At 39.2% G+C, this 23,653-nt stretch carries 19 protein-coding genes; 12 read left to right on the top strand and 7 right to left on the bottom strand.

Annotation, left to right across the window (positions count from 1 at the left end):
- Nucleotides 1-75: 75 nt before the first annotated feature.
- Nucleotides 76-1,089, bottom strand: coding sequence for a phospholipase A (locus tag AC0UA9_RS01550; RefSeq protein WP_475656007.1), 1,014 nt, complete (start codon nucleotides 1,087-1,089; stop codon nucleotides 76-78).
- Between the two features lie 220 nt (nucleotides 1,090-1,309).
- Here AC0UA9_RS01550 and AC0UA9_RS01545 point away from each other — a divergent pair, with 220 nt between their 5' ends.
- The 9 genes from AC0UA9_RS01545 (at nucleotide 1,310) to AC0UA9_RS01505 (ending at nucleotide 11,886) form a co-directional block, all read left to right on the top strand.
- The gene (locus AC0UA9_RS01545) at nucleotides 1,310-2,122 is read left to right on the top strand and encodes a putative hydro-lyase (protein WP_475656004.1); all 813 of its coding nucleotides are present in this window, start codon (nucleotides 1,310-1,312) and stop codon (nucleotides 2,120-2,122) included.
- A gap of 47 nt (nucleotides 2,123-2,169) precedes the next feature.
- Entirely contained in the window at nucleotides 2,170-2,895 is a 726-nt protein-coding gene (locus AC0UA9_RS01540) for a 5-oxoprolinase subunit PxpA (RefSeq protein WP_475656000.1), read from the top strand.
- Nucleotides 2,895-3,689: a 5-oxoprolinase subunit PxpB gene (pxpB, locus tag AC0UA9_RS01535; RefSeq protein WP_475655996.1), complete on the top strand. Its 795-nt coding sequence runs from the start codon at nucleotides 2,895-2,897 to the stop codon at nucleotides 3,687-3,689. Before AC0UA9_RS01540 ends, pxpB begins: the two co-directional genes overlap by 1 nt.
- Nucleotides 3,686-4,633 carry a 5-oxoprolinase subunit C family protein gene (locus AC0UA9_RS01530; RefSeq protein ID WP_475655994.1) on the top strand — a complete coding sequence of 316 codons (948 nt, stop codon included), beginning with the start codon at nucleotides 3,686-3,688 and terminating at the stop codon, nucleotides 4,631-4,633. Before pxpB ends, AC0UA9_RS01530 begins: the two co-directional genes overlap by 4 nt.
- 25 nt (nucleotides 4,634-4,658) lie before the next feature.
- Nucleotides 4,659-5,519, top strand: coding sequence for a glutamate cyclase domain-containing protein (locus AC0UA9_RS01525; RefSeq protein WP_475655991.1), 861 nt, complete (start codon nucleotides 4,659-4,661; stop codon nucleotides 5,517-5,519).
- A 17-nt stretch (nucleotides 5,520-5,536) separates the two neighbouring features.
- Nucleotides 5,537-6,397 carry a D-amino acid aminotransferase gene (locus AC0UA9_RS01520; protein WP_475655988.1) on the top strand — a complete coding sequence of 287 codons (861 nt, stop codon included), beginning with the start codon at nucleotides 5,537-5,539 and terminating at the stop codon, nucleotides 6,395-6,397.
- Nucleotides 6,398-6,664: 267 nt separating this feature from the next.
- Entirely contained in the window at nucleotides 6,665-7,099 is a 435-nt protein-coding gene (locus AC0UA9_RS01515; protein WP_475655984.1) for a CBS domain-containing protein, read from the top strand.
- A 246-nt stretch (nucleotides 7,100-7,345) separates the two neighbouring features.
- Nucleotides 7,346-11,440, top strand: a complete 4,095-nt coding sequence (gene hrpA / locus AC0UA9_RS01510) for an ATP-dependent RNA helicase HrpA (RefSeq protein ID WP_475656184.1) — start codon at nucleotides 7,346-7,348, stop codon at nucleotides 11,438-11,440.
- Nucleotides 11,441-11,586: 146 nt separating this feature from the next.
- Nucleotides 11,587-11,886, top strand: a complete 300-nt coding sequence (locus AC0UA9_RS01505; RefSeq protein WP_475655981.1) for a PilZ domain-containing protein — start codon at nucleotides 11,587-11,589, stop codon at nucleotides 11,884-11,886.
- 119 nt (nucleotides 11,887-12,005) lie between these two features.
- Here AC0UA9_RS01505 and cspD read toward each other — a convergent pair whose 3' ends face one another.
- On the bottom strand, nucleotides 12,006-12,224 hold the full coding sequence (gene cspD / locus AC0UA9_RS01500; protein ID WP_475655978.1) for a cold shock domain-containing protein CspD: 219 nt from the start codon (nucleotides 12,222-12,224) through the stop codon (nucleotides 12,006-12,008).
- 247 nt (nucleotides 12,225-12,471) lie between these two features.
- On the opposite strand from cspD, the gene clpS reads away from it, so the two are divergent.
- Together clpS and clpA are read left to right on the top strand one after the other, a co-directional pair.
- Nucleotides 12,472-12,792 (top strand): ATP-dependent Clp protease adapter ClpS, encoded by a 321-nt coding sequence (clpS, locus tag AC0UA9_RS01495; protein WP_475655974.1) that lies wholly within the window; start codon nucleotides 12,472-12,474, stop codon nucleotides 12,790-12,792.
- Nucleotides 12,793-12,867: 75 nt separating this feature from the next.
- A complete protein-coding gene (gene clpA / locus AC0UA9_RS01490; RefSeq protein WP_475655971.1) occupies nucleotides 12,868-15,126 on the top strand; it encodes an ATP-dependent Clp protease ATP-binding subunit ClpA in 2,259 nt (752 codons plus the stop codon).
- Between the two features lie 311 nt (nucleotides 15,127-15,437).
- Here clpA and yddG read toward each other — a convergent pair whose 3' ends face one another.
- The 5 genes from yddG to metG all read right to left on the bottom strand — a co-directional run bounded on the left by yddG (nucleotide 15,438) and on the right by metG (nucleotide 22,303).
- Nucleotides 15,438-16,325: an aromatic amino acid DMT transporter YddG gene (yddG, locus tag AC0UA9_RS01485; protein ID WP_475655969.1), complete on the bottom strand. Its 888-nt coding sequence runs from the start codon at nucleotides 16,323-16,325 to the stop codon at nucleotides 15,438-15,440.
- Between the two features lie 177 nt (nucleotides 16,326-16,502).
- The gene (gene tsaA, locus AC0UA9_RS01480; RefSeq protein ID WP_475655967.1) at nucleotides 16,503-17,294 is read right to left on the bottom strand and encodes a tRNA (N6-threonylcarbamoyladenosine(37)-N6)-methyltransferase TrmO; all 792 of its coding nucleotides are present in this window, start codon (nucleotides 17,292-17,294) and stop codon (nucleotides 16,503-16,505) included.
- Nucleotides 17,287-17,709 (bottom strand): Rcs stress response system protein RcsF, encoded by a 423-nt coding sequence (rcsF, locus tag AC0UA9_RS01475; RefSeq protein ID WP_475655965.1) that lies wholly within the window; start codon nucleotides 17,707-17,709, stop codon nucleotides 17,287-17,289. The genes tsaA and rcsF overlap by 8 nt, the downstream gene beginning before the upstream one ends.
- 169 nt (nucleotides 17,710-17,878) lie before the next feature.
- A complete protein-coding gene (locus AC0UA9_RS01470; RefSeq protein WP_475655964.1) occupies nucleotides 17,879-20,011 on the bottom strand; it encodes a cation:dicarboxylate symporter family transporter in 2,133 nt (710 codons plus the stop codon).
- 165 nt (nucleotides 20,012-20,176) lie between these two features.
- On the bottom strand, nucleotides 20,177-22,303 hold the full coding sequence (gene metG / locus AC0UA9_RS01465) for a methionine--tRNA ligase (RefSeq protein ID WP_475656182.1): 2,127 nt from the start codon (nucleotides 22,301-22,303) through the stop codon (nucleotides 20,177-20,179).
- 94 nt (nucleotides 22,304-22,397) lie between these two features.
- Here metG and apbC point away from each other — a divergent pair, with 94 nt between their 5' ends.
- Nucleotides 22,398-23,594, top strand: coding sequence for an iron-sulfur cluster carrier protein ApbC (gene apbC, locus AC0UA9_RS01460; protein ID WP_475655962.1), 1,197 nt, complete (start codon nucleotides 22,398-22,400; stop codon nucleotides 23,592-23,594).
- The last annotated feature ends 59 nt before the right edge of the window (nucleotides 23,595-23,653 follow it).

Below are 23,653 nucleotides of genomic sequence, written 5' to 3'. Positions count from 1 at the left end.
TGCATTACACGCAATTGTTCTAAATACTATGTTGTTCATAAACGCGGTAAGTTATACGTTTTAGTATAAGCTAGGCTATAAAATATCAGTTAAAGCAAAGCCAATACCTAATCGTTGTTGTTTATGGTTGTAGTCAATTAAGCTATCTCCGTAGCCACTAAAGTATTGCGCGTATCCTCTTAGCTTTCCCCATAAAGGGAAAGTAACCCCAAGCTCTATAGCACCATGATGGTTGGCAAAACTTTCCCTTAACTTCATTGAAAATTCATATTTTTTCTGCCACTTATACACTACGCCTAATTCAAAGTACCCCATGTATTGATTGATGTCTGGGTTATCATCGCCCACAGTATCGATGGTGGTTGCTTTGTCGCCTTCTGGAATTCGATACCAAGGGCGAAATGATATGGCGAGATTTCTTTTCTCAAAAAGAAAGTTAGCGTAAATTCTGTTCCAACTTCTTGATAAAAGTTCAGAACGTCCATTTGATTGATGTTCAAACCCAACGATAAATGCTGCATTTGTATTAAAAGGGTGCCACTTTACTGGGGTGAAATAAAAAAACTCTGGTTGGTAGTTCGTTTCCCTAAAAGGTCGCGAAATATCTTGCGTATATAGTTGCCACCATGACTCTAAGGTAAAACCAAAAAATATTTGATCACCCTTGTTTAACAAACTGCCGCTAGTTAAAGGGACTTTAATACTTAGTTGGAACTTAGCTTCTATATCTTTAAGGTGTTCACTCCAGTTTGAATCTGTTTCATATGCTTCATTATTAATATTATCCGTAATATTGACAGGAAGAATATAATTCATTTTATGCGGTGTGATAACATATGGATTAAAGGCGGTTGTTTTCTCTTGAATGATTCGCTCAGTTATTGCGCCTAGCGCTTGCCCACCTAAATGTTGCTTTACTATCTCTGCTTCACATAAATCTTCAATTGTTTTTAGTCTGACATTTTTATCAGAGGTTTTAATTTGTTCAACCAAGCAATTTTCAAATAATTCATCAAATGTTTGTGCAAATAAAGAAGAAGAAACAAGCACAGTATAGAAGCAGGTATATAAAAGAAAGCGTTTTAACATAGTTGGTGTCTTATTGTATTTTTTGTTATGTTTGTTATGGTTTTAGTACTATTCAACGGTGGTCTGTCATTATTGAATGTCAGTGTTGCAAGCGAGTATAGCGTTAAATAGGTAAAGTGTCATAAAAGTTGATTATTGTCATGGTTTTAGCAATGATTTTTAATAATAATTAGCGACTATACAGTATACTAACTATCTTTTACGGATAAAATGATTTCTTATGTCAATAAATATTAATATCCCTGCTTATCCCCAGCTGAGCGCTTACGATTTGCGACAACGCATTCGTAAAGGTAAGTTTAATGAAAACACCTCAGGTTTCGCACAAGGCCGTGTACAAGGCAATATTGTTATTTTACCTAAAGATTGGGCAAGTGATTTTTTACAGTTTTGTCAATTTAACCCAAAGCCTTGTCCGTTAATTGGTATGTCAGCACAAGCAGGTGAGTTCCTTTTACCTGAATTAGGCAAAGACATTGACATTCGCACCGATGTACCTGGCTACCGCTTGTTTTTAGAGGGCCAACTAGCACAAGAGCTTAGTGATATTAAAGCCATTTGGCGTGATGATTTAGTTACTTTTGTTTTAGGTTGTTCTTTTTCTTTTGAGGAAGCCTTAATTGCTGATGGCCTAGAAATTCGTAATATCAGTGAAAATAAGAATGTACCTATGTATCGTACTAACATACCCTGTAAAACCGCAGGGAGATTTAGCGGTGAAACCGTGGTGAGTATGCGGCCAATGCTTGCTAAAGATGCGATCAGAGCAATTCAAATTTGCAGCCGGTTTCCTTCAGTCCATGGTGCACCTATACACTTTGGCCAACCAGAGCTCATTGGCATTAATAATATAAACAAACCTGACTATGGCGATAGCGTTACCATTAAAGCGCACGAAGTCCCTGTGTTCTGGGCTTGTGGCGTAACACCGCAGTTGGTACTTGAGCACACTAAACCACCATTTTGTATCACGCATAGCCCAGGTAAAATGTTAGTTACTGATATTGCTAACTCAACCTTAGCTGTACTATAGCTTTGGCAAGTATAGTAAAATAAGCAAAGCCTTAAGGTAAGAAAAAAATGAAATTAAATTGTGATTTAGGTGAGAGTTTTGGTCCTTGGGCGATGGGGCTTGACGCACAAGTTATGCCTTATATTGACCAAGCAAACATTGCATGTGGCTTTCACGCGGGTGACCCTGTAGTTATGCAAAAAACCCTAACGCTCGCTAAAGCGCATAACGTTAGCGTAGGTGCACATCCAGGTTACCCTGATTTAGTCGGTTTTGGGCGTCGCTCAATGCAGTGTTCAACAGATGAGCTCATCGCCTTGATGACCTATCAAATTGCAGCCATCGATGGGGTGGCAAAATCACTGGGTATTGAATTAGCCTATGTGAAACCTCATGGCGCATTATATAACGATATGATGGTTAATAAAGAGATTAGAGGCGCTATTTTACAAGCGTTAAGCCGTTATTATCGGCCGCTTAAGCTAATGATTCAGGCGACACCCAACATTGAACAACACAAAGCAGAAGCTAAAAAATATCACCTAGAAATATTAAGTGAAGCCTTTGCAGATCGGTGTTATGACGACGATGGCAAATTACTTTCGCGTACTAAAGCGGGCGCGGTTCATAATAAAGAAAACATGTTAGCTCAAGTTAAGCAGCTAAAAGAGCAAGGTTGTGTTACTACTGTTAACGGAAAAAAGCTTCCTTTACAAGCAGACAGTTTATGCGTTCATGGTGACAATATTGAAGCTGTACAGGCGGTTGAATCTATTCGGGAGCTTATCGGCTAATGCTAACAGCAGGGGAAAAAGGTAACTCAATTGAGCGTCAGCCAATCATTGAAGTTGCAGGTGAAAATGCGTTAATTATTTATTTTTCAGATAAAACCAGCAGCGCTACTTCCGCAAAAATACAGCAGGCTGGTCAACTCATTCAACAAGCAAGGCAAAATGAACTAGTTGACGATATTATTGATTTTATCCCTTCCTACGCCTCCATTTTAGTGGTTTTTAATATGCTAACGACTGACCACTACCACATAGGAAATAAGTTGCGAGCGCTACTGCAGTGTCTTGATAGTAACTTGTCTAAGAATAACGCGGAAAAACAAAAAGATCATAGTAAGGTTGATCGCGAGGTTACCCTAGAACTGCCGGTATATTACTCGCTAGAGTCAGGGCCTGACTTAACCGTTATCGCTGAACGAAATAAATTAACGGTTGAGCAAGTCATTAGGCTACATCAAGCAAAAGTATATCATGTTTATGCTATCGGCTTTGCGCCTGGGTTTGCTTATTTAGGTGAGGTTGATGAAAAAATTGCAGCCCCGCGCTTAAGTACCCCCAGAATGAAAGTACCAAAAGGCGCGGTAGCCATTGCCGATAAACAAACCGCCGTGTATCCAAACAGTTCCCCAGGGGGCTGGAATATTATAGGTCTATGTCCTGTAGATATGTTTGACGTTACAGCAACGCCTACCATGCCCGTTAAAGTGGGTGATAAAGTAAAGTTTAAAGGGATCACTCAAGCAGAGTATTTATCACTGGGTGGTCAGCTTCCTGCGGGGTTTGGTAAAACATCATGAAAGTTGCAACAGGGTTTTTAGTGAATGAACCAGGCATGCTAAGCCTGATCCAAGACACCGGCCGTTTTGGCGCGTTTAATATAGGTTTAACCAATGGTGGTCCAATAGACTTAACAGCATTTCACTGGGCTAACCGCTTATGTGCTAATGCGTTAAATGCCACTGCCATTGAGGTCACTATGGGGGGCTTAGTGCTAACAGCACAGCTTGATACAAGCATTGCAGTTACCGGTGCAAACATGTCGTTAACTATTAATCAGCATGAAAAACCGTTATGGCGCAGCCATTATGTAAAAGCTGGAGACTCCATCGCTTTAGGTTTTGCCAGCCAAGGTATACGAAGCTACTTAGCTGTGGCTGGTGGCTTTACTATTAAGGAGAGTTTTGGCAGTACAGCAACGGTTTGCCGTGAAGGTATTGGTGGTTTAACGGGAGAAAAACTTAAGGCAGGTGATATTTTACCCTGTGCAACAAGCGTCAGAAAAAATAATTTAGTTTTAGTGGAGTCTTCAAGGCCAAAATATGCTAATGACGTAGTATTACGCACAGTACCAAGCTATCAACAAAAGCACTTTTCGCCATTTGAGCAAAAGTTGTTTTTTTCGAGTGAATATACAGTCAGTCAAAGCTTTGATCGTATGGGGTACAGGCTAACAGGAAAAAAAATAACCAGTGATATTGACGGTATTTTATCAGAAGGAATTTGCCATGGAGCGGTACAAATTCCGGCTAATGGCCAGCCGATTGTCTTATTGAACGATCGTCAAACCATTGGTGGCTATCCTAAAATTGGCGCAGTTACCGCGATTGATACAGCAAAACTCGGGCAATTAAAACAAGGTGACAAAGTACATTTTGAAGCCATTAGTATGGAAGATGCTCATAACGACTTTCATTTGAATTTAAGTCGCTTTAATCGTCAACAACTCAACGTATGTGAGTAAATTACGACAACTTTGGTATGTGAATATGCAAATAACAACACAAGAGTCATTAAGTGCACAAATAGAGCAAATGTTGGTGGAGCGTAATTTGCGAGGCATGCAAAATTTACAACAACAAGTAACGCCAGGCTATTGTTTACGCGCCGCTACATTATTAAAAAATATTCAAGGAACGGTACTGATAGGCACAGGTTTCCCTGTATTAGACACCTTTGAAACCGACGGCCCTGTGGGAGCTATTGTATTATATAAAGCCTTAGAGCAACTAGGTGCTACGCCAGTAATTGTTTGTGGTAACCCCATGGCTAAGGCAATTGAGCATGACTACAATGTGTGTACTATCAGTGTTGGCAATCAAGAAGCAGGTTTGTCAGAAGCAAAAAAAGCACTGGCGTATTACCAACCTAAAGCCATTGTAGCGATAGAATGCCCAGGCAGAGCAGAAAATGGTTATTATCATAATATGCGTGGTGAAGATATTAGTGCTAACGCAGCCAGTTTTGATTTTTTTATGACACAAGCCAACTGCCCAACGATCGCCATAGGCGATGGTGGCAATGAGGTAGGTATGGGCAATGTAAAAAAATTACTCACATCGTTTAGTATTGTCCCTGCCGTTACTCCTTGTGACGAGTTGATACTCAGTGATGTGTCGAACTGGGGCGTTTATGGAATTTTAGCCTTTTTAAGCCTGTGGTCAAAAAAAGATCTTTTAAATATAACATGTCCTGCACAGGTGCTTAAATATATTTCCAGCTTAGGCAGTCTTGACGGCGTGACCCGCAGAAATGAATTAACAGAAGACAGTTTGCCCGCCTGCGAAGGCATTGCCTTAATTTCGAGAATAAGCGCTTTAATCGCCTGTTCTTCTCAGACAATACAATAAATTATCAGGACAAAACAATGAGTATAGTATTTTTAAATGGCAATTATATGCCAATGGAAGAAGCCAAAATATCTCCTTTAGATCGTGGCTTTTTATTTGGCGACGGTATCTATGAAGTTATTCCCTCGTATTTTGGTAACATGGTTGGTTTTCAGCCACACATAGACCGCATGAATGATGGCTTAAAAGCCATAGGTATTGTATTAGACTGGGATGACAGCCAGTGGTTAGCAATATGTCAACAATTATCTATACGCAACGGCGCAGGACCACTAGGGCTGTATTTACATGTTAGCCGTGGTGCAGACACCAAACGTTTTCATGCTTTTCCAAACAATATTACACCAACCGTTTTTGCGATGGCCTTTGAAATCCCCGTACCTAAGGTGCCTTGTTTAGACACGGTTGGTAAAGGTTACGCGTTAACTAGCACCGAAGATTTACGTTGGAAACGTTGTCATATTAAATCAACGTCATTGCTGGGTAATGTTTTGCATTTTCAAGAAGGTGTGGAGGCAGACTGTCAAGAAGCTTTGTTGTTTAATAGTAAAAATGAATTAACAGAGGCTAGTTCCTCTAATATTTTTATCGTAAAAAATGGCATTATTGCTACACCTGTACAAGACAACCAAATTTTGCCCGGCATTACGCGTCGTTTAGTGATTGATATATTAGCAAAAGATGGCTCACTCACTATAGAAGAGCGCACTATCACTTTAGATGAAGCACGTGCTGCAGATGAAATTTGGATCACAAGTTCGTCCAAAGAGATTGCGCCAGTAACCCAACTTGACGGTAATCCTGTAGGTAAGGGTAACGTTGGCCCTATTTGGTTAAAAGCGGCTACTTTATATGCAGAAAATAAATTTTTATCCTAGTGTCGTCCATTACAAAGGGAGGATGATGCTAAACATTGAGTAGGCAGTTTCAGTCATTGTTAGCACTCAGGTGAGAAAACAATCGGTAAACAGATGAAAAACTGGTGTTTTGCATAAAAACACTCTACATTAAAAGTAACAAGATAACTTAAATTACACGCGAATATAACGTGTTTCGCCAAAACTTGTTGTTATCACCTTGAAGTTACGTGTTGTTAGCACAAGTTTAAAAATCTATCACTTTTTAATCATGTTTAAGGATTTATAATGGATTCACTCACAGTACAAGAATACATGAACCACTATCCTGTTACTTTCACTGCTGATATGGGCGTTGAAGAAGCATCGTTACGGTTTTTAAAAACTAAACAAATAGGCGGCCCCGTTATTGATGAAAGTGGTAAGCTGATTGGCTTTTTATCTGAAAGTGATGTGCTGGATAAAATGCTAGCAACCATGTATCACAACGAGCATATTGTTAATGTTGTAGATCTAATGCGTAAAGACGTTTTATCGATGAAGCCTTACGACAGTATCATTGAATTAGGGCGGTTATTGATCACTAATAAACCTAAGGTGTATCCTGTTGTTGACGAGAAAAACAACTTATTAGGTACTATTTGCCGTAACGATGTTTTACGAGCTATTGATACAGTCTTGCGCGAGAACTTAAAGTCAGGTGAAAAAAGAGCAGCTCAGTAATTAAGTAATGGGGTATGGTTAATGGTCACAGTACGCATGACGGTTTGTCCTAGTGAGTAACGACTAGGCACGATAACGTTTTAGTACGTTTGGCAATCAATGGTTGTGAAATAAACAAGTTAACCAGCCCAGCTTTCACTGCTCTTGAAGTAATTGAGGTATAACTGATAAAATAACCTTTCATACCTTTCTTTTGTTTTATTAGTTGAGCCTATTTTGTCGTCAAACACTTCTCTGAACGAACCCCTGAATATCCAACACCTTTTTGATAGTTTAGCACAGGTGAAAAAGTCTGATTATTATCGCTTGAAAAAACAGCTAATTCAGCATAAAAGACTGATGGCTCAGATACCTATTGACGGACAAAAAGAAGAAAACCAGCAAAAAAAGTTAAATAAAACAGCACAATTAATTGCCAAGTCAATCACTGAAAAACAACAAAAACTACAGCGCCTGCCTACCATAACTTACCCGCAAGGCTTGCCCATTAGTGACAATGCTGCGCAGATATCTCAAGCCATCCGTGATAACCAAGTTGTTATAATTGCTGGTGAAACCGGCTCAGGTAAAACCACACAAATCCCTAAAATTTGTCTGGCATTAGGGCGTGGTGTTGACGGTTTAATCGGGCACACTCAACCTCGGCGTATCGCCGCTAGAACTGTTGCTAACCGAATCGCTGAAGAGCTTAATACCAAGCTCGGTGAACAAGTTGGCTATAAAGTTCGCTTTAATGACCAAGTAAGCGAACACAGTTATATCAAGTTAATGACAGATGGTATTTTATTAGCCGAAATGCAAAAAGATCGGCTGCTACGCCAGTATGACACCATTATCATTGATGAAGCCCACGAGCGCAGCTTAAATATTGACTTCATTTTAGGTTACCTACGAGAAATATTAATTAAACGACCAGATCTCAAAGTTATTGTAACCTCTGCCACCATTGACCCACAGCGTTTTGCAAATCATTTTGCTGATAAAAATGGTAAAGCAGCGCCAATAATTGAAGTGTCCGGCAGAACTTATCCAGTAGAAATACGCTATAGACCATTAAATGACACCAACAGTGCAGCAAGTCATGACACAAACGAAGAGGGTAGTGTAAATGAAGGCCGTAATGATGAAAATGATGTCATTAGCGGTATTTTAACGGCCATCGAAGAACTCTCACAGCCTTGTGCAGACAGCTTAGGTGATATTTTAATTTTCTTAAATGGTGAGCGTGAAATTCGTGATACTGCCGCTGCGCTCCACAAAGCGAATTTACCTCATACACAGATATTACCACTCTATGCACGGTTAACCGTCAGTGAACAAAACCTTATTTTTAAACCGCACGCTGGTCGTAACATTGTTTTAGCGACTAACGTTGCAGAAACCAGTTTAACGGTACCGGGTATAAAGTACGTGATAGATCCAGGTACGGCTCGTATTTCACGCTATAGTTATCGTACTAAAGTGCAGCGTTTACCCATAGAGCCTATTTCACAGGCAAGTGCGAATCAGCGCTCAGGCCGTTGTGGCCGTGTATCATCAGGGGTTTGTATACGATTATACAGTGAAGATGACTACTTAAGCAGGCCTGAATTTACCGACCCTGAAATTCTGCGAACTAATTTAGCTACCGTTATTTTACAAATGTTGGCATTAGACCTAGGCGAAATAGAAGACTTTCCCTTTGTTGAAGCGCCCGATAACCGCAATATTAATGACGGTGTGAAGCTACTAGAAGAATTAGCAGCGATAGACAGTAAAGCTAAACGCACAAAAACAACTAAAAGTGCGAAAAGATCGGCGACACAACTCACCAAATCAGGGCGCTTGTTGTCTAAGTTCCCCATTGACCCACGCCTAGCAAAAATGGTACTAACAGCCATTGACTTAGGTTGTGTAGAACAAGTGTTGATCATTGTTAGTGCTTTAAGTATTCAAGACCCACGAGAAAGACCCCACGAGAAACAACAAGCAGCAGACGAAAAACACAACCGTTTTAAAGACAAAAACTCAGACTTTATCAGCTTACTTAACTTATGGCAGTATATTCACGGTCAGAAGAAGGCCTTGTCACAAAACCATTTTAGAAAACTATGTCAACGAGAGTATTTATCTTATATACGCTTACGCGAATGGCAAGACATTTTTAGCCAGCTTAAGCTCACCCTAAAAGAACAAAAAATAGCTTTCACCTCGGTTGACTATCAGTTTTCTCTGAACGAAACAGCTCAAGACAAAGCCACCAATAAAAAAGAGCAAGCATTACCGAGTAGTTTAATAACAGTTCATCAAGCGTTACTGTCAGGCTTGCTTAGCCACTTAGGGCAACAAGATGAAAATAGAGAATTTAAAGGCGCTAGGGGCAGTAAGTTTTTTGTTTTCCCAGGTTCAGCCTTGTCGAAAAAACCGCCCAAATGGTTAATGTCGGCTGAATTAGTGGAAACCAGTCGTTTGTTTGCTCGAATGAATGCACGTATTGACCCAAGCTGGATTGAACCACTAGCAGAGCACCTATTAAAACGGAGTTACAGCGAACCGCATTGGGAGAAAAAACAAGGCGCTGTTATGGCCTTTGAACAGGTTAGCCTTTATGGCTTACCTATTGTTAGCAAAAGAAAAATTAACTTTAATACCATTGAACCCGTTACCTGTAGAGAAATATTCATTCGTGAAGCGCTCGTTAATGGTGACAGCGTTATAAAAGAAAAATTTTTACAGCAAAACCAAGCCTTAATTGCTAGCATTGAAGCACTCGAACAAAAGGCTCGACGTAAAGACTTCTTGATTGAAGAACAACAACTGGTCGACTTTTATGCCAGTAAACTGCCTGCAACAGTGATATGTCAGCGAAGCTTTTTAGCTTGGTGGAAAAAAACTAAAAAACAAAACGATAAACTACTTAACTTTACTAAAGATTTTTTACTTAATAAGTCGTCAGATGAGGTGTCCGCAAGAGAATACCCTGACACATGGCAGCAAGATAATCTTACGCTATCACTAAAGTATCATTTTAGCCCCGGCGATATTGATGATGGTATTAGTGTGATAATTCCGGTTGCCTTATTAAACCAGTGCCAAGCAGAAGGGTTTGACTGGCTTATCCCTGCACTACGCTACGACCTAGTTGTGGCATTAATTAAAGGGTTACCCAAAGCGTTACGTCGTAACTTTGTTCCGGCGCCAAATTACGCCAAAGCCTGTTTAGAAAATATGGTTTATGACAGCAAAAAACCACAGCCTTTGGTTGATGCACTAGCAAAACAGCTCTTGCGTATGACGGGTGTAAGGCTGCCAGAGGATGTTTGGCAAACCATAGAAATACCAACACATTTAACCATGAACTTTCAAATAGTTAACGAGAAAGGGCAATTACTAAAACAGGGACGAGATCTTAATCAGCTTAAAGCGCAGCTACAAGGTAAAGTAAAAGCCTCGATTAAACAAGTGGCAGAAAAGGGTATAGAGCGAACTCAATTGACCCAATGGGATTTTGGCACACTTCCTAAAGGCTATGAAAAAAAAGTAGCTAATATGACAATTAAAGCCTTTCCTGCTTTAGTGGATCATACCAATAGTGTCGCCATTGAGTTATTTGAACAAGAAGAACATGCCGAGCAGGCGATGCTAAATGGGATTAGCCGCCTTATATTACTCACCATCCCATCGCCATTAAAATATTTACAAGAAAAAATGCCAAACAAGGCCAAACTAGGTTTATATTTTAACCCTTTTGGCTCAATTACCGACTTATTGCAAGACTGTATTCAAGGGGCATGTGCTTATTTAGTGAAAAGGTATATGGACAACAATGGTATGAGGTACTTGCCTCGAACTGATCACGCGTTTGAATTAATGCGGGAATATGTCCGTGCTGAAATTTCAGACTGCGTATTAACTGCGGCGATTAAAGTTGAAAAAACCTTAAGCTTAAGACATGACATAGCTAAAAAACTCAAAGGCAATGTTGCCCTAAACGTTATTCAATCTCATAGTGATATTAAGCAACAAAGTGAACAATTAGTTTTTAAAGGTTTTGTTAGCACATCAGGCTTTGATAAATTAGATGATATCACCCGTTATTTAAAGGGGATTTTGCGCCGTTTAGAAAAACTGCCCATAGACCCTAACCAAGATAGGTTAAAGTTAATTGAAGTGAACAAAGCGGCTGATTTATATGCCAATGTGTTAGCTCAACAACGCAAAGATAAACCGATAGCACAAGATATTTTAGTAACGAAATGGATGATCGAAGAGCTAAGAATATCACTGTTCGCGCAAAACTTAGGGACAGCACAACCCATTTCTTTAAAAAGAATTATCAACCATTTAAAACAGTTCACTTAAAATGCTTACCCCAGTTATTTGACACACAGGCTCAAGCTCAGTATAAATAACTAACCCTATTAGCGAATTAAGCAGGGCTTGTATCAATTGCTAAGCAAGCTTGGCATAACTATTGATTTTTTAAGTTCTATTACATTGAGGTAAACATGATAAATTTTGATGATAAGCGTAATTTTTATCGTATGATGTTAAATACTGAAGTGGTTGTTACCATTATTGACGATGAAACGAATAGCCAAATAAAAGCAACTTGTCGTGACTTAAGTGCTACAGGAATGGCCATTGAAGTAGAGCACCCAATAGCGATGTCTACCCACCTTAAAGTGAAATTAGATTCGGCTTCTGAACAGATTCAGGCACTGGATATAAGTGGTAAAGTTGTTCGTGTTGAAGAAGAGTGTGAAGGCTTATATTTAATTGGTATAGCAATAGAAGAACTAGACTAAAGAGCACAGCTATCCTTAAGGAGCAATACTGATACTCTATCAATCTCTTTTATGTAAAATAAATTTTCTACAACGTAAGTAGAATTTACATTGTAGAAAATGACACCAGAGCGTTTTTATTAATCTAATTCTTCATCGGTGGGTTTTATACTTGCCGCATGTTGGCCTTTAGGGCCATCACTAAGTTCGTAGTTAACATCTTGGCCAGCTTTAAGGGTGCGGTAACCGTCCATCTCAATGGTTGAGTAGTGAGCAAAAATATCTTCACCACCATTATCAGGACGAATAAAACCAAAACCTTTTGCATTATTAAACCATTTAACTGTACCGTGAGCCATACTGCTACTTCCTTCTATATCCTTTAATGTTATATGTCATGCAACACACCCATTTTAAAATTGACCTTAGCCGCTTAAAAATAAGGTATAATGAAGCATAAACATAATAAGATACGCGGCTAAAAAATAGTCGCTTATTGAATCGTAGATAAATAATAAGAATAGTCAAGTGAAATATGCTAAAAAGTAACTATTTATTTACAAAAAATTTACAGCAAAAAATATCAGCAGAGACTAAGATAAAGATATGAGTAATTGGAAAGAGTTAATCGACAGCCATGAATTTGTTGAAGAAGAAATTAAAGATGAAATAGAAGAACCACCTAAATACCATGTTTTTTTACTGAATGATGATTACACGCCGATGGATTTTGTTGTCGATGTCCTGTGTAAGTTTTTTCATAAAAACACAGAACAAGCAACAGATATCATGTTAACTGTGCATTATGAAGGTAAAGGGCTTTGCGGTACATTTACTGCCGATATTGCCGAAACAAAGGTGGACCATGTAGCCCGTTATGCACTTAATAATAATCATCCATTAATGTGTGTTTTAGAAAAAGCTTAATGCAACCTTATTTTCCCAAAAAGTTATCATTTTTAGAGAAGAAAGAAGTTCGCAAGGAATTAAATTGGAGTACCTATGCTGAATAAAGATTTAGAAATTTCCCTTAACCTAGCTTTTCGTCAAGCCAAAGAATCTCGTCATGAATTTATGACCGTTGAACACCTTTTATTGGCTTTATTAGATAACCCATCAGCAACTGAAGTGCTAGGCGCTTGCGGGGCAGACTTACTTAAAATACGCACGCATTTGCTTGAGTTCATCCAAGAAACTACCCCCATTATTCCTGCTGAGGAAGAAGACAGAGATACGCAGCCAACGCTAGGGTTTCAGCGGGTGCTACAGCGCGCTGTTTTTCATGTTCAATCTTCAGGTAAAAATGAAGTCAATGGCGCAAATGTGTTGGTTGCCATCTTTAGTGAGCAAGAATCGCAAGCGGCTTATATCTTAAAAAAGGCTGATATTAGCCGTTTAGATATTGTTAATTATATTTCGCACGGCATTGCTAAAATAGACAGCGACATGCATAACTCACCTATTGAAGATGCTGAACAAGTCGCAGAAGAGCCACGCACCATTGAAAATTTTTCAGTTAACCTCAATGAAGAAGCGCTAAAAGGGAATATAGATCCTTTAGTAGGCCGTGATAGTGAACTTGAAAGAGCTTTACAAGTGTTAAGCCGTCGCCGTAAAAACAACCCTTTATTTGTTGGTGAAGCAGGCGTAGGGAAAACAGCGATTGCAGAAGGCCTAGCGAATTTAATCGTTAATGAAGCCGTACCTGAGTTTTTAAGTAATGCCACCATATACTCGCTAGATATGGGCGCTTTACTTGCCGGTACAAAATACCGGGGGGATTTTGAAAAACGTTTTAAAGCGTTATTAAAAGAGTTAGAAACAGATGAAAATGCCATACTATTTATTGATGAAATTCACACCATCATTGGTGCAGGAGCTGCATCTGGCGGGATGCTAGACGCTTCTAACTTACTTAAACCGTTGCTTTCAGCAGGCAAGCTGCGCTGTATGGGCTCTACAACCTATCAAGAATATCAAAGTGTTTTTGAGAAAGATCGTGCTTTAGCCAGACGCTTTCAAAAAATTGATATTATCGAGCCAAGCATTGAAGATACCACTAAAATATTACAAGGCTTAAAAGAGAAGTACGAATTGCACCATGGTATTCGGTATACCAACGCAGCCTTGCGCGCTGCAGCACAATTGTCAGCGAAATATATCAATGAGCGTTTTTTACCTGATAAAGCCATAGATGTTATTGATGAGGCTGGTGCTAGACAACAACTGGTAGCGCCATCTAAACGGAAGAAAACTATCAGTAATACTGATATTGAAAATATTGTGGCAAAAATGGCCAGAATTCCAGAAAAATCGGTGTCGTCGACGGAAAAAGACAGTCTTAAAATGCTCGATCGCAATTTGAAATTAGTTGTGTTTGGCCAAGATCAGGCAATTGAAGAGTTATCGTCGGTTATTCGTTTATCACGTGCGGGGTTAGGGGAAGATGAAAAACCTGTTGGCTCATTCTTATTTGCAGGCCCCACGGGTGTCGGTAAAACTGAAGTTACCAAGCAACTTGCTAAAATACTTGGGGTTGAGCTTTTACGTTTTGACATGTCAGAGTATATGGAAAAACACGCCGTCAGCCGTTTAATTGGTGCTCCTCCAGGTTATGTTGGTTATGAACAAGGTGGGTTATTAACCGATGAAGTTATAAAACACCCACACGCCGTTGTATTGCTTGATGAAATAGAAAAAGCCCATGAAGATGTCTACAATATTTTATTGCAGGTTATGGACCACGGCACATTAACCGATAATAATGGCCGTAAAGCCGACTTTAGAAATATTATATTAGTATTAACAACAAATGCTGGTGTACAAGAAACAGTACGTCAATCGATTGGTTTTAAACAGCAAGATCACAGCCTAGATGCCATGAGTGAGATCAATAAAGTTTTTTCACCTGAGTTTAGAAATCGTCTTGATAATATAGTGTGGTTTAATCATCTCAGTACTGAAGTTATTCAACAAGTTGTTGATAAATTTATTGTTGAATTGCAGGTTAAACTTGATGATAAAGGAGTCTCTTTAGAGTTAACGCGAGAAGCTAAAAAATGGTTCGCTGAACATGGCTACGATAAAAGTATGGGCGCACGTCCAATGGCACGTTTAATTCAAGAGAAACTGAAAAAAGAACTGGCGAATGAATTACTTTTTGGTGAATTAACCAAAGGGGGGGTTGCTAAAGTAGGTGTTAAAAAAGATAAACTCGTTATTTCATTTGAAGATAAAAAAGAGTTAATTCCTGAAAAATAAAGGCTATATAAACAACTAAACTCAAGCCTTGCCTCTTATAGAGGCAGGGCTTTTTTGTTCTTGAATTATAGGCTGGTTAACTTATACCAATTTGACTAAGTTATTGCCCACTTGTGCTGGTTTAAATACGACCATGGCGTCGCTACTCTCAACCACACTCGCTAGCTATTGCTCAATCAAGCGCCTTGCTTACAAGGATGTAGGTACTTAGGTGATGTCTGGAGCAAATAACCTGTGCCCTGAAATAGCTTTCCTACGCACAACAAACTCAACAACTGAATGAAATGGCTATTAGTGTTATGTTGTTGCAGCTAATCTCGAGTAACCCAATAGCAGATCAGCGAACCAAGAGTTACCATAAAAACGCCTTGCCAAAAAGAAGTGCTTAAAGTTATTGACAAGTAAATAGATGAAACTATAGTAGAAAATACCGGCGTGAAATAAGATATGGTGCCCAACAATATAAGGTCACCTCCTATGATTGCCTTGTTCCATAAAGCATAGCCACTTCCTACAACAATACCCGCCAGTAAAAGCGTTACAACCGAGTTATAGGAAAATGCTAACGCTGCTTCATTGCTAAAGGCGTATAACACCCATAGACCTATCGCCGTAGCGGAAAAAAAGAGGGTAATAGCATCTCTTCCTTCGCTTTTTTTTTGGGTGATTATACAGTAAATCGCCCAAATAAAAGCGGCGGAAAAAGCCATTAAATAGCTGATAGGGTTATTTAAAAAATTACGCACCAATACCGTAACAGATACCTGGTTATCACCTGTAATGCACCAAGCAACACCAATAAAAGCAATTAATACACTAGGGTAAAGCCAAAAACTAACTGGCTTTCGCGCTACAATAACCGTAAGTAATATTGTCAGTGCTGGCCATAAATAGTTAATTACCGCCATTTCCATTGCTTGCTGGCGACTAGTTGCCATACCTAAAGCTAAAGCAAGGCAAATTTCGTAAGATACAAATAATAGAGTGCCAATAATAAGGTAGCGTGGTGAAAAATTTTTAAGTTTTGGTAGCCCCATCACCAATAGTAGAAAGATAGCACTGACTGAATACATCAGCGCTGCACCGCCAATAGGGCTAAAGATCTCCGTTATATCTCTTACTAAGGCGACCAGACAGCTCCACAATAATATTGCCGCGATACCAAAAAGTGTATGTTTATTTTTTCTATCAAAAACCATAAAAAACATCAGGACGAAGCAAAAAGGAGCGCTAAAGTAACAGTAATGGTTTCATTAAACAATACTAATAGTAGCCCATTGCTAAGCTGAAGCACAGACGCACAATTATGTACAAAAGGCGTTACCTTGTTACTGGTTAAAAAACTATAAAAATATTGTGTGCCACCGTGCTTTTGCTTAGGGCAGGGTGCAAACTTGTATGACTTCTATCGTCTCTAGATTTAGCATTTGCCACTGAATATTAAGGTTATACAGGTGCATACCATAAACTTTTGTATCGGGTTTGTTTTTTTTATAAGCTGGGCGAGGATCTTGCGCTAATATTTGCTCAATCACAATTGGTAAATGTACTAACGCAGGGGATTCAAGTTTTAACTTGTTTATGACTTGTTTTGCCTGCGCTGAAAACGTTACGATGAGTTCAGCGGGCGGTGGGGTTTGTGCAAAGCCAGCATTTGCATCAGGTATGACGTCTGAATAAGGGATATAAGGTTTTATATCAATAACAGGCGTTTGATCTAATAAATCCATCCCAGAGATGTGCAACTTTATCGTTTGTTCAACCCAGTCTATTTTATCTAATTTAACGACAGACATACCAATAGGGTTAGGTCTAAAGGTGGATCTGGTTGCTAGTACGCCCATTTTCTTATTACCACCCAAACGTGGCGGCTTCACTAAGGGTTGCCAGCCTTGGGCGTGAGTATCGTGAAATATAAATAACAGCCAAATATGGCTAAATTGCTCAAGCCCTCTAACGCTTTCTCGGGTATTAACGTCGTTTAATAGCCTGATAGTGCCCTTAGCGGCACTTACCAAACCAGGTTGACGTGGTATAGCAAATTTTTCTTTGTATGGCGAATCAACAATACCAATAGGCTGTAAATTTACGTTATTATTGGTATAGGGCGCAGTTGTACCTTGGTTGTTTGCATGCACGTTGGGGGTATTTACTTTAGCGTTAGTCATGTTTACTCGGCTTAGTTTCAACGGCGTAGGCTTTCGCGTAACAAATAATGACTGCATGGCATTGTTGTGCATCATTGCTGTTATTTAATTGCGCTAATTGTGCCTGTGGTAACAGTGCGCACTTTGAAAATACTACAGCATTGGCTTTTTTAGCATAGGCTTGCCGTCTTGCTTGTGTTCGGGCATTGATTGCATCTGGCGCAGCATGATGTGCTTTAACTTGGCAGTCTTGGCCTTCAACCACGCCAAGAAACTGATAGCCCGCATTAAAGTCTTGCTCACTTTTGTAAATATCAACATGGGCTACAGCAAAGTATTCACTAAAATTTTCTTGATCAAGGTTAGTGGAAATAAGAGGATTACTACAACTGGTGAGTAAGAGAAGGACAAAGCAGAATAAAGGTTTATTTTTCATTTTTTGACTCAAGGTTAGTTAAATGCCATGGTTAATATTGATCAGTTTTTACCGGTGCGCTTTATATTTATTAGTGTGATCGCAGTGAACTTCACCTCTGTATCATAATAAAAAAGCGAATAGCTAGGTTACTACTTAGCGATAGCTGTAATCGCACCAAGTAGGGAGGTTATTCTTTCCCTGCAATCCAGTATTCGAATAAATGTTCAATGGTATTGTTTTGTTTTTTTATTTGGATCCAGTTGCGCATAAATATTTCAAATGCTATATCTTCATTGTTAATTGCAAAGGCCATTGATAAAGGTGCCCGTGCCGGTTTGGGGCTAATTACTGTGTATTCTGGGTGAAGTAAAGTCCAGGCAGAGGCAGTGGGGGCACCAAAAAGCATAGCGTCAATATGTTTATACTCTTCTTTAAAATACAGCCGTGGGGTTGAAATCTCCCAAACCTTGTCATTTTTAAAGTAACGTTTTACCAAGTTTTCACTGTAGTAGAGCTCGGGAATACCAATAATGAGTTGCTCATTGTTAAAAATAGTTTGCCAGTCACTAAACTCACTGCGACGTTTGTCTTTAACAATAAAAGCAAGTGATTGCGTGCTATATGGCGTAGTTAAGGTAAACTTTTTCATATTAACCGGCAGCAAAGGGATACCAGTTGTCATATCTAAATACCCTGACGAGAGTAACGGTTGTGCTTGCTTATGAAAAATGCGCACAAACTCTATGTTTACACCTAAGTCGTCGGCGAGTAAATTAAGTATTTCAATGTCAAAGCCAACCAGTTTACCCTGATTATTATGAAAAGCATAAGGTAAGTCGTCTCTAAAATAACCTATGCGAATAAAGCCTCTTTTTTCTATTCTTGCTAACACACCTAGCTTAGGCAGGGAGTTTTCACTGATGTTTTCAGGTTGTTTAAGTACGGTACTAGGGGTGTTAAATAAGACAAAGTCTCGCTCAATAAATTTGTTATAACCCTGGTATTGATAGCTTATATTGTCAAAGGTGTAGCGAAGAGAAAGAAATGCAATAATTGAAATTGCCGGCAAAATAACCAAGTATTTATTAAACTTAAACCATTTAAAAGTTAACTGCTTAAGCATACTTGTTGCAATTAAAATTGCTAAACTTGATGAAAAAACGACAGAAAGTAATGCGTTAAGACGGCCAACAATTAAGTTTTCTGAGACAAGGAATAATTCATACAAGGAGTTAGGCACGTTAAATATTTCTAATAAGTTAGGCATAGCCACTGTACTTGAGCTAAATAACTGAGGTAAGCCAGCGGTTATTAAATAAACATAATGACTCGTACTAACTTGAGAACCAGAAAACCACGCAGCAAATAAAACAAATAACAACGCTAATAATTTGCCACCTACCGGTAGACTAAAACTAATGGGAACAATGATACTTGGCGCCATGGTAGCATCTTTGTGCAAATGGCTACTAGGCGCGGGCATGCGCTCAATCAATTTTTTAGTTTTTTCTACAATTAGCGGAATAACAATAAAAAAACTACCTGTTGCGAAGGCGGTGATCATGGCTTCACGTGAAGCTTTTAATATATCGGCATAACGTAATGGAGTAATAATGGCAATAATAGCCGGCAGTATTAAAAAAGCTAACAATAAGACTAAAACAGTAACTGAAGCAATATAAACCATCAAACCATCAATTTGTGTACTTTCTATGGTTGCAGCAGCGCGAAGTGCAATACAAAAAATAGCGATAGGCGCTAACTTTATTACCATGGAACTCACATTAATTACGGCGTTATTAAGCCCTATTAATGCCATTAAGGTTTGTTTTTTTGCTCTGACTTGCATTAACCCAATACCCATGAGGATACTGAACATGACGACACTAGGAATTAAGCCATGTGCAAAGGAATAAAAGGGGTTGGTCGGAATAAACAGCTTAATTATGTCAAGTTCTTGTGCAGCTTGTATGGTATTTGAACTATAAAAGTCGGCACTGACCCAGTTAGGGAAGGCGATAGGAGTAAGCAAGATAAAGAAGAGTACCGTAGCGGTTAAGGCAAGTACTATTGCCAAGCTGCCTTTCACTGCGCCTTTAACTCTATGCGCAGATAGACTACCTAGCCCAATGATTAATGACAAGGCGATATAAGGCAATGCCGTCATTTGTAAAAGCATAACAAAAGCATCGGCTATTTCATTTACGCCAGGATAAACTGTTGATGTGCTTGCGCCAACAACTAAACCAATAAACATAGCAATTAAAATCAGCAAGGAAGCAGGTGTATTGTTTAATAAACGTTTTAGTTTTGTGAACATACTTACGCTCAGTGTTTATTGGTTTGTTCGGCCTGTTTTTGGCTTTTATGGATAACAAGGTATAAATAGCGTAATGCCTTTACACCTTGTTATACATTATCTTTTTGCATCTGTTTTTATATTCTACACATTGTTTAGGTGAAGTGACCAACGTTAGCGCTGCGTTTATTTTACTCGCATGCCTGGTTGTGCGCCATCATCTGGATTTAATATCCATAAGTCTTTACCACCAGGGCCTGCGGCTAATACCATACCTTCTGATAAGCCAAAACGCATTTTACGTGAGGCCAAATTAGCCACCATGACGGTATTTTTACCAATTAAGTCTTCCGGCTGATAAGCAGATTTTATGCCGGCAAATACTTGACGAGTTTCAACGCCTTCATTGTCTAGCGCTAAGGTCAGTTTGAGCAGTTTGTTGGCTTTCTCTACATGCTCTGCCTTAATAATTTTAGCAATGCGCAAGTCTATTTTTGCAAAATCTTCAAATTGAATTTCTTCGCTGATCGGATCGCTAGCTAATGGGTTTGCTATAGCAGCACTGTTGTCTTCGACCTTAGCGGTTGTTGCTTTTTTATTATGTTTGGGCTTTTTGCTTTCTTCTGATTGAGTACCAGATAAATTATCTTTTGAAGCCTCAATGATAGCGTTTACTTTATCCATGTCTACTCGTTGTAATAAGGCTTTGAACTTATTAATTTTATGATCGGTTAATAGAGTTTTATGGCCACTCCATACTAATTCATCATTTAAAAACGCTGCGGTATTGTCAGCAAGCACAGGAAGCACGGGTTTTAAATAAATCATTAAGGTGCGAAACATATTGATACCGAGTGAACAAATATCTTGTACCTCTTGTTGTTTTGTTTCGTCTTTAATCAACTGCCAGGGTTCTTTTACGGCAATGTATTCATTTACTTTGTCTGCTAGTGCCATAATTTCGCGCATAGCTCGGCCAAAATCTCGGCTCTCATAATGTGCAGCAATACTGTCACCAGCATTCATGACTTCATCAGCTAGGGCTTGGTTATCAATATTTTTTGATAACATGCCATCAAAACGTTTGGTGATAAAACCAGCACAGCGAGAGGCTATATTCACTACTTTACCAACCAAATCAGAATTTACGCGTTGTGCAAAATCTTCTAGGTTTAAATCTAAATCATCAATACGGCTTGTTAGCTTAGCAGCGTAATAATAGCGTAAATACTCAGGGTTTAAATGCTCTAAGTAAGTGCGACCTTTAATAAAAGTGCCTTTCGACTTAGACATTTTTTCACCATTAACGGTAACAAAACCATGAGCATAAACGCTCGTTGGTTTACGGTAGCCCGCACCTTCAAGCACTGCTGGCCAAAATAAGCTGTGAAAGTAGATGATATCTTTACCAATAAAGTGATAAAGCTCAGCGTCAGAATCTTCTGCCCAAAAAGTATCAAAGTCAATGTCAGGTTGTTTGTTACATAAGTTTTTAAAGCTACCCATATAGCCAATAGGTGCATCTAACCAAACATAGAAAAACTTACCAGGAGCATTTGGGATTTCAAAACCAAAGTAGGGGGCGTCACGGCTAATATCCCATTGCTTTAATCCCTGCTCAAACCATTCAGAAAGCTTGTTGGCCATTTCCTCTTGTAAAGCACCACTACGAATCCATTCTTTTAGCATGCCTTCAAAAGCAGGCAAGTCGAAAAAATAATGCTCAGAGTCTTTTAATATGGGGGTTGCGCCTGAAACCACCGAACGCGGGTTAATTACCTCTGTAGGTGAATACGTAGCACCACAACTGTCACAACTGTCACCATTTTCGTCTTCTGATTTACATTTAGGACAAGTACCCTTGACAAAACGGTCAGGTAAAAACATGCCTTTTTCAGGATCGTAAAGTTGTGATATTACCCGTGTTTTTATATGGCCTTTGGCATAGAGTTTATTATAAATATCGCTTGCTAAAGCTTCATTTTCTTCACTGTGAGTGGTGTGGTAATTATCAAAGCTGATGTGAAAATCAGCAAAGTCTGCCATGTGTTCTTCACGCACAGCACTGATCATTGCTTCCGGTGTTACCCCCAACTCTTGTGACTTTAACATTATCGGCGTGCCGTGAGCATCATCAGCACAGACAAAATAAGTTTCATGGCCACGCATTCGTTGAAATCTAACCCAAATATCCGTTTGAATATGTTCAAGTAAATGACCTAAATGAATTGAACCATTGGCATAAGGTAATGCACAAGTAACTAAAATTTTGCGTTTTTTTGGTAAGGTTTGCGAAGAAATAGCGATAGACATGAATAAATAACGTATTTTGATGGCAATAATGGCTGCAATAGTACAGAATTTAACGTTTAGACTCAAATAATTAATCTAGTATGGGTTATATAATATGTTCGGTAAGTTCTTCAATAAGAAAAACAGCAAGAAAAAAGCCATAAAAACAGAAAATATTGTTCAAGCGCTTACGCCTGCCACCTTTAATAACTCAGATAAAAGGGCGCTAACATTGCAAGAGAATAAACAGGTCATAGAAGAAGCATTAACAGTGTATCGGTCAAGTAACTTCCCTCAAGGAGTGCTTGCTGTGTGTACAAGTTTTCAGATTGACAGTGAACAAGCAAACCACCTAACAGTGACATTAACCATGCCATTTCCCTGTCAGGGTGAATTAGAGGCTATTGCACTGAGTTTATCAGGCTCTCTGTGCGAGCAAGTGACAATACAAGTAAAACTTGAGGTAAAGGCTGTGAGAACAATTGGCCTGAATACTCAAGTGAGCAATATTAAAAATGTTATTGCAATAGCGTCGGGTAAAGGTGGTGTTGGTAAATCGACAACAGCAGTAAATATTGCTTATGCACTGATAGCCGAGGGCGCGAAAGTGGGTATTTTAGATGCCGATATTTATGGTCCATCCATTCCAACATTACTGGGCTTAAAGGGAGTGAAGCCAAGTTCTAATGACGGCAAACTAATGGAGCCGCTTGTTGCGCATGGCCTACACGCTATGTCGATAGGTTTTCTTGTTGATGAGTCGGATGCAACCGTGTGGCGTGGTCCAATGGCCAGTGGCGCTTTTAACCAACTACTGAATGAAACAGCCTGGCCTGAACTTGATTATTTAATTATTGATATGCCACCAGGTACAGGTGATATTCAATTAACACTGGCACAGAAAGTACCTGTTGCAGCCGCAGTTATTGTAACAACACCACAGGATATGGCGTTAATCGATGCTGCCAAAGGTGTTGCCATGTTTGAAAAAGTACAAGTGCCGGTGTTGGGGATTATTGAAAACATGAGCTATCACTTGTGTGATAACTGTGGTCATAAAAGCCATGTTTTTGGTGAAGCAGGTGGTAAAGACATGGCTGAATGTAAACAGACGCAATTACTCGGCCAATTACCACTTGATATAAATATTCGCCAAGATGCAGATTTTGGTAGCTCAGATATCATTGAAAATAGCACTGGCGATATAGCAGCCTTGTACCGTAGAATAGCCCGTAACATGGCAGGGCAGCTTTTTCTGCAACTTGATAACGCGAGCCCATTAACAGCAACAGTCGACTATACAGACAAATAGCACGGTAAAGCACAAACCAGTAGCTAAACGATTATGTTCGGTGCATTTAGTTAACCAGC

The organism is Colwellia sp. F1 (assembly GCF_056238625.1).
Note: the sequence above shows the minus strand (reverse complement) of the source record. Positions and strands in the feature narration are given on the sequence as shown.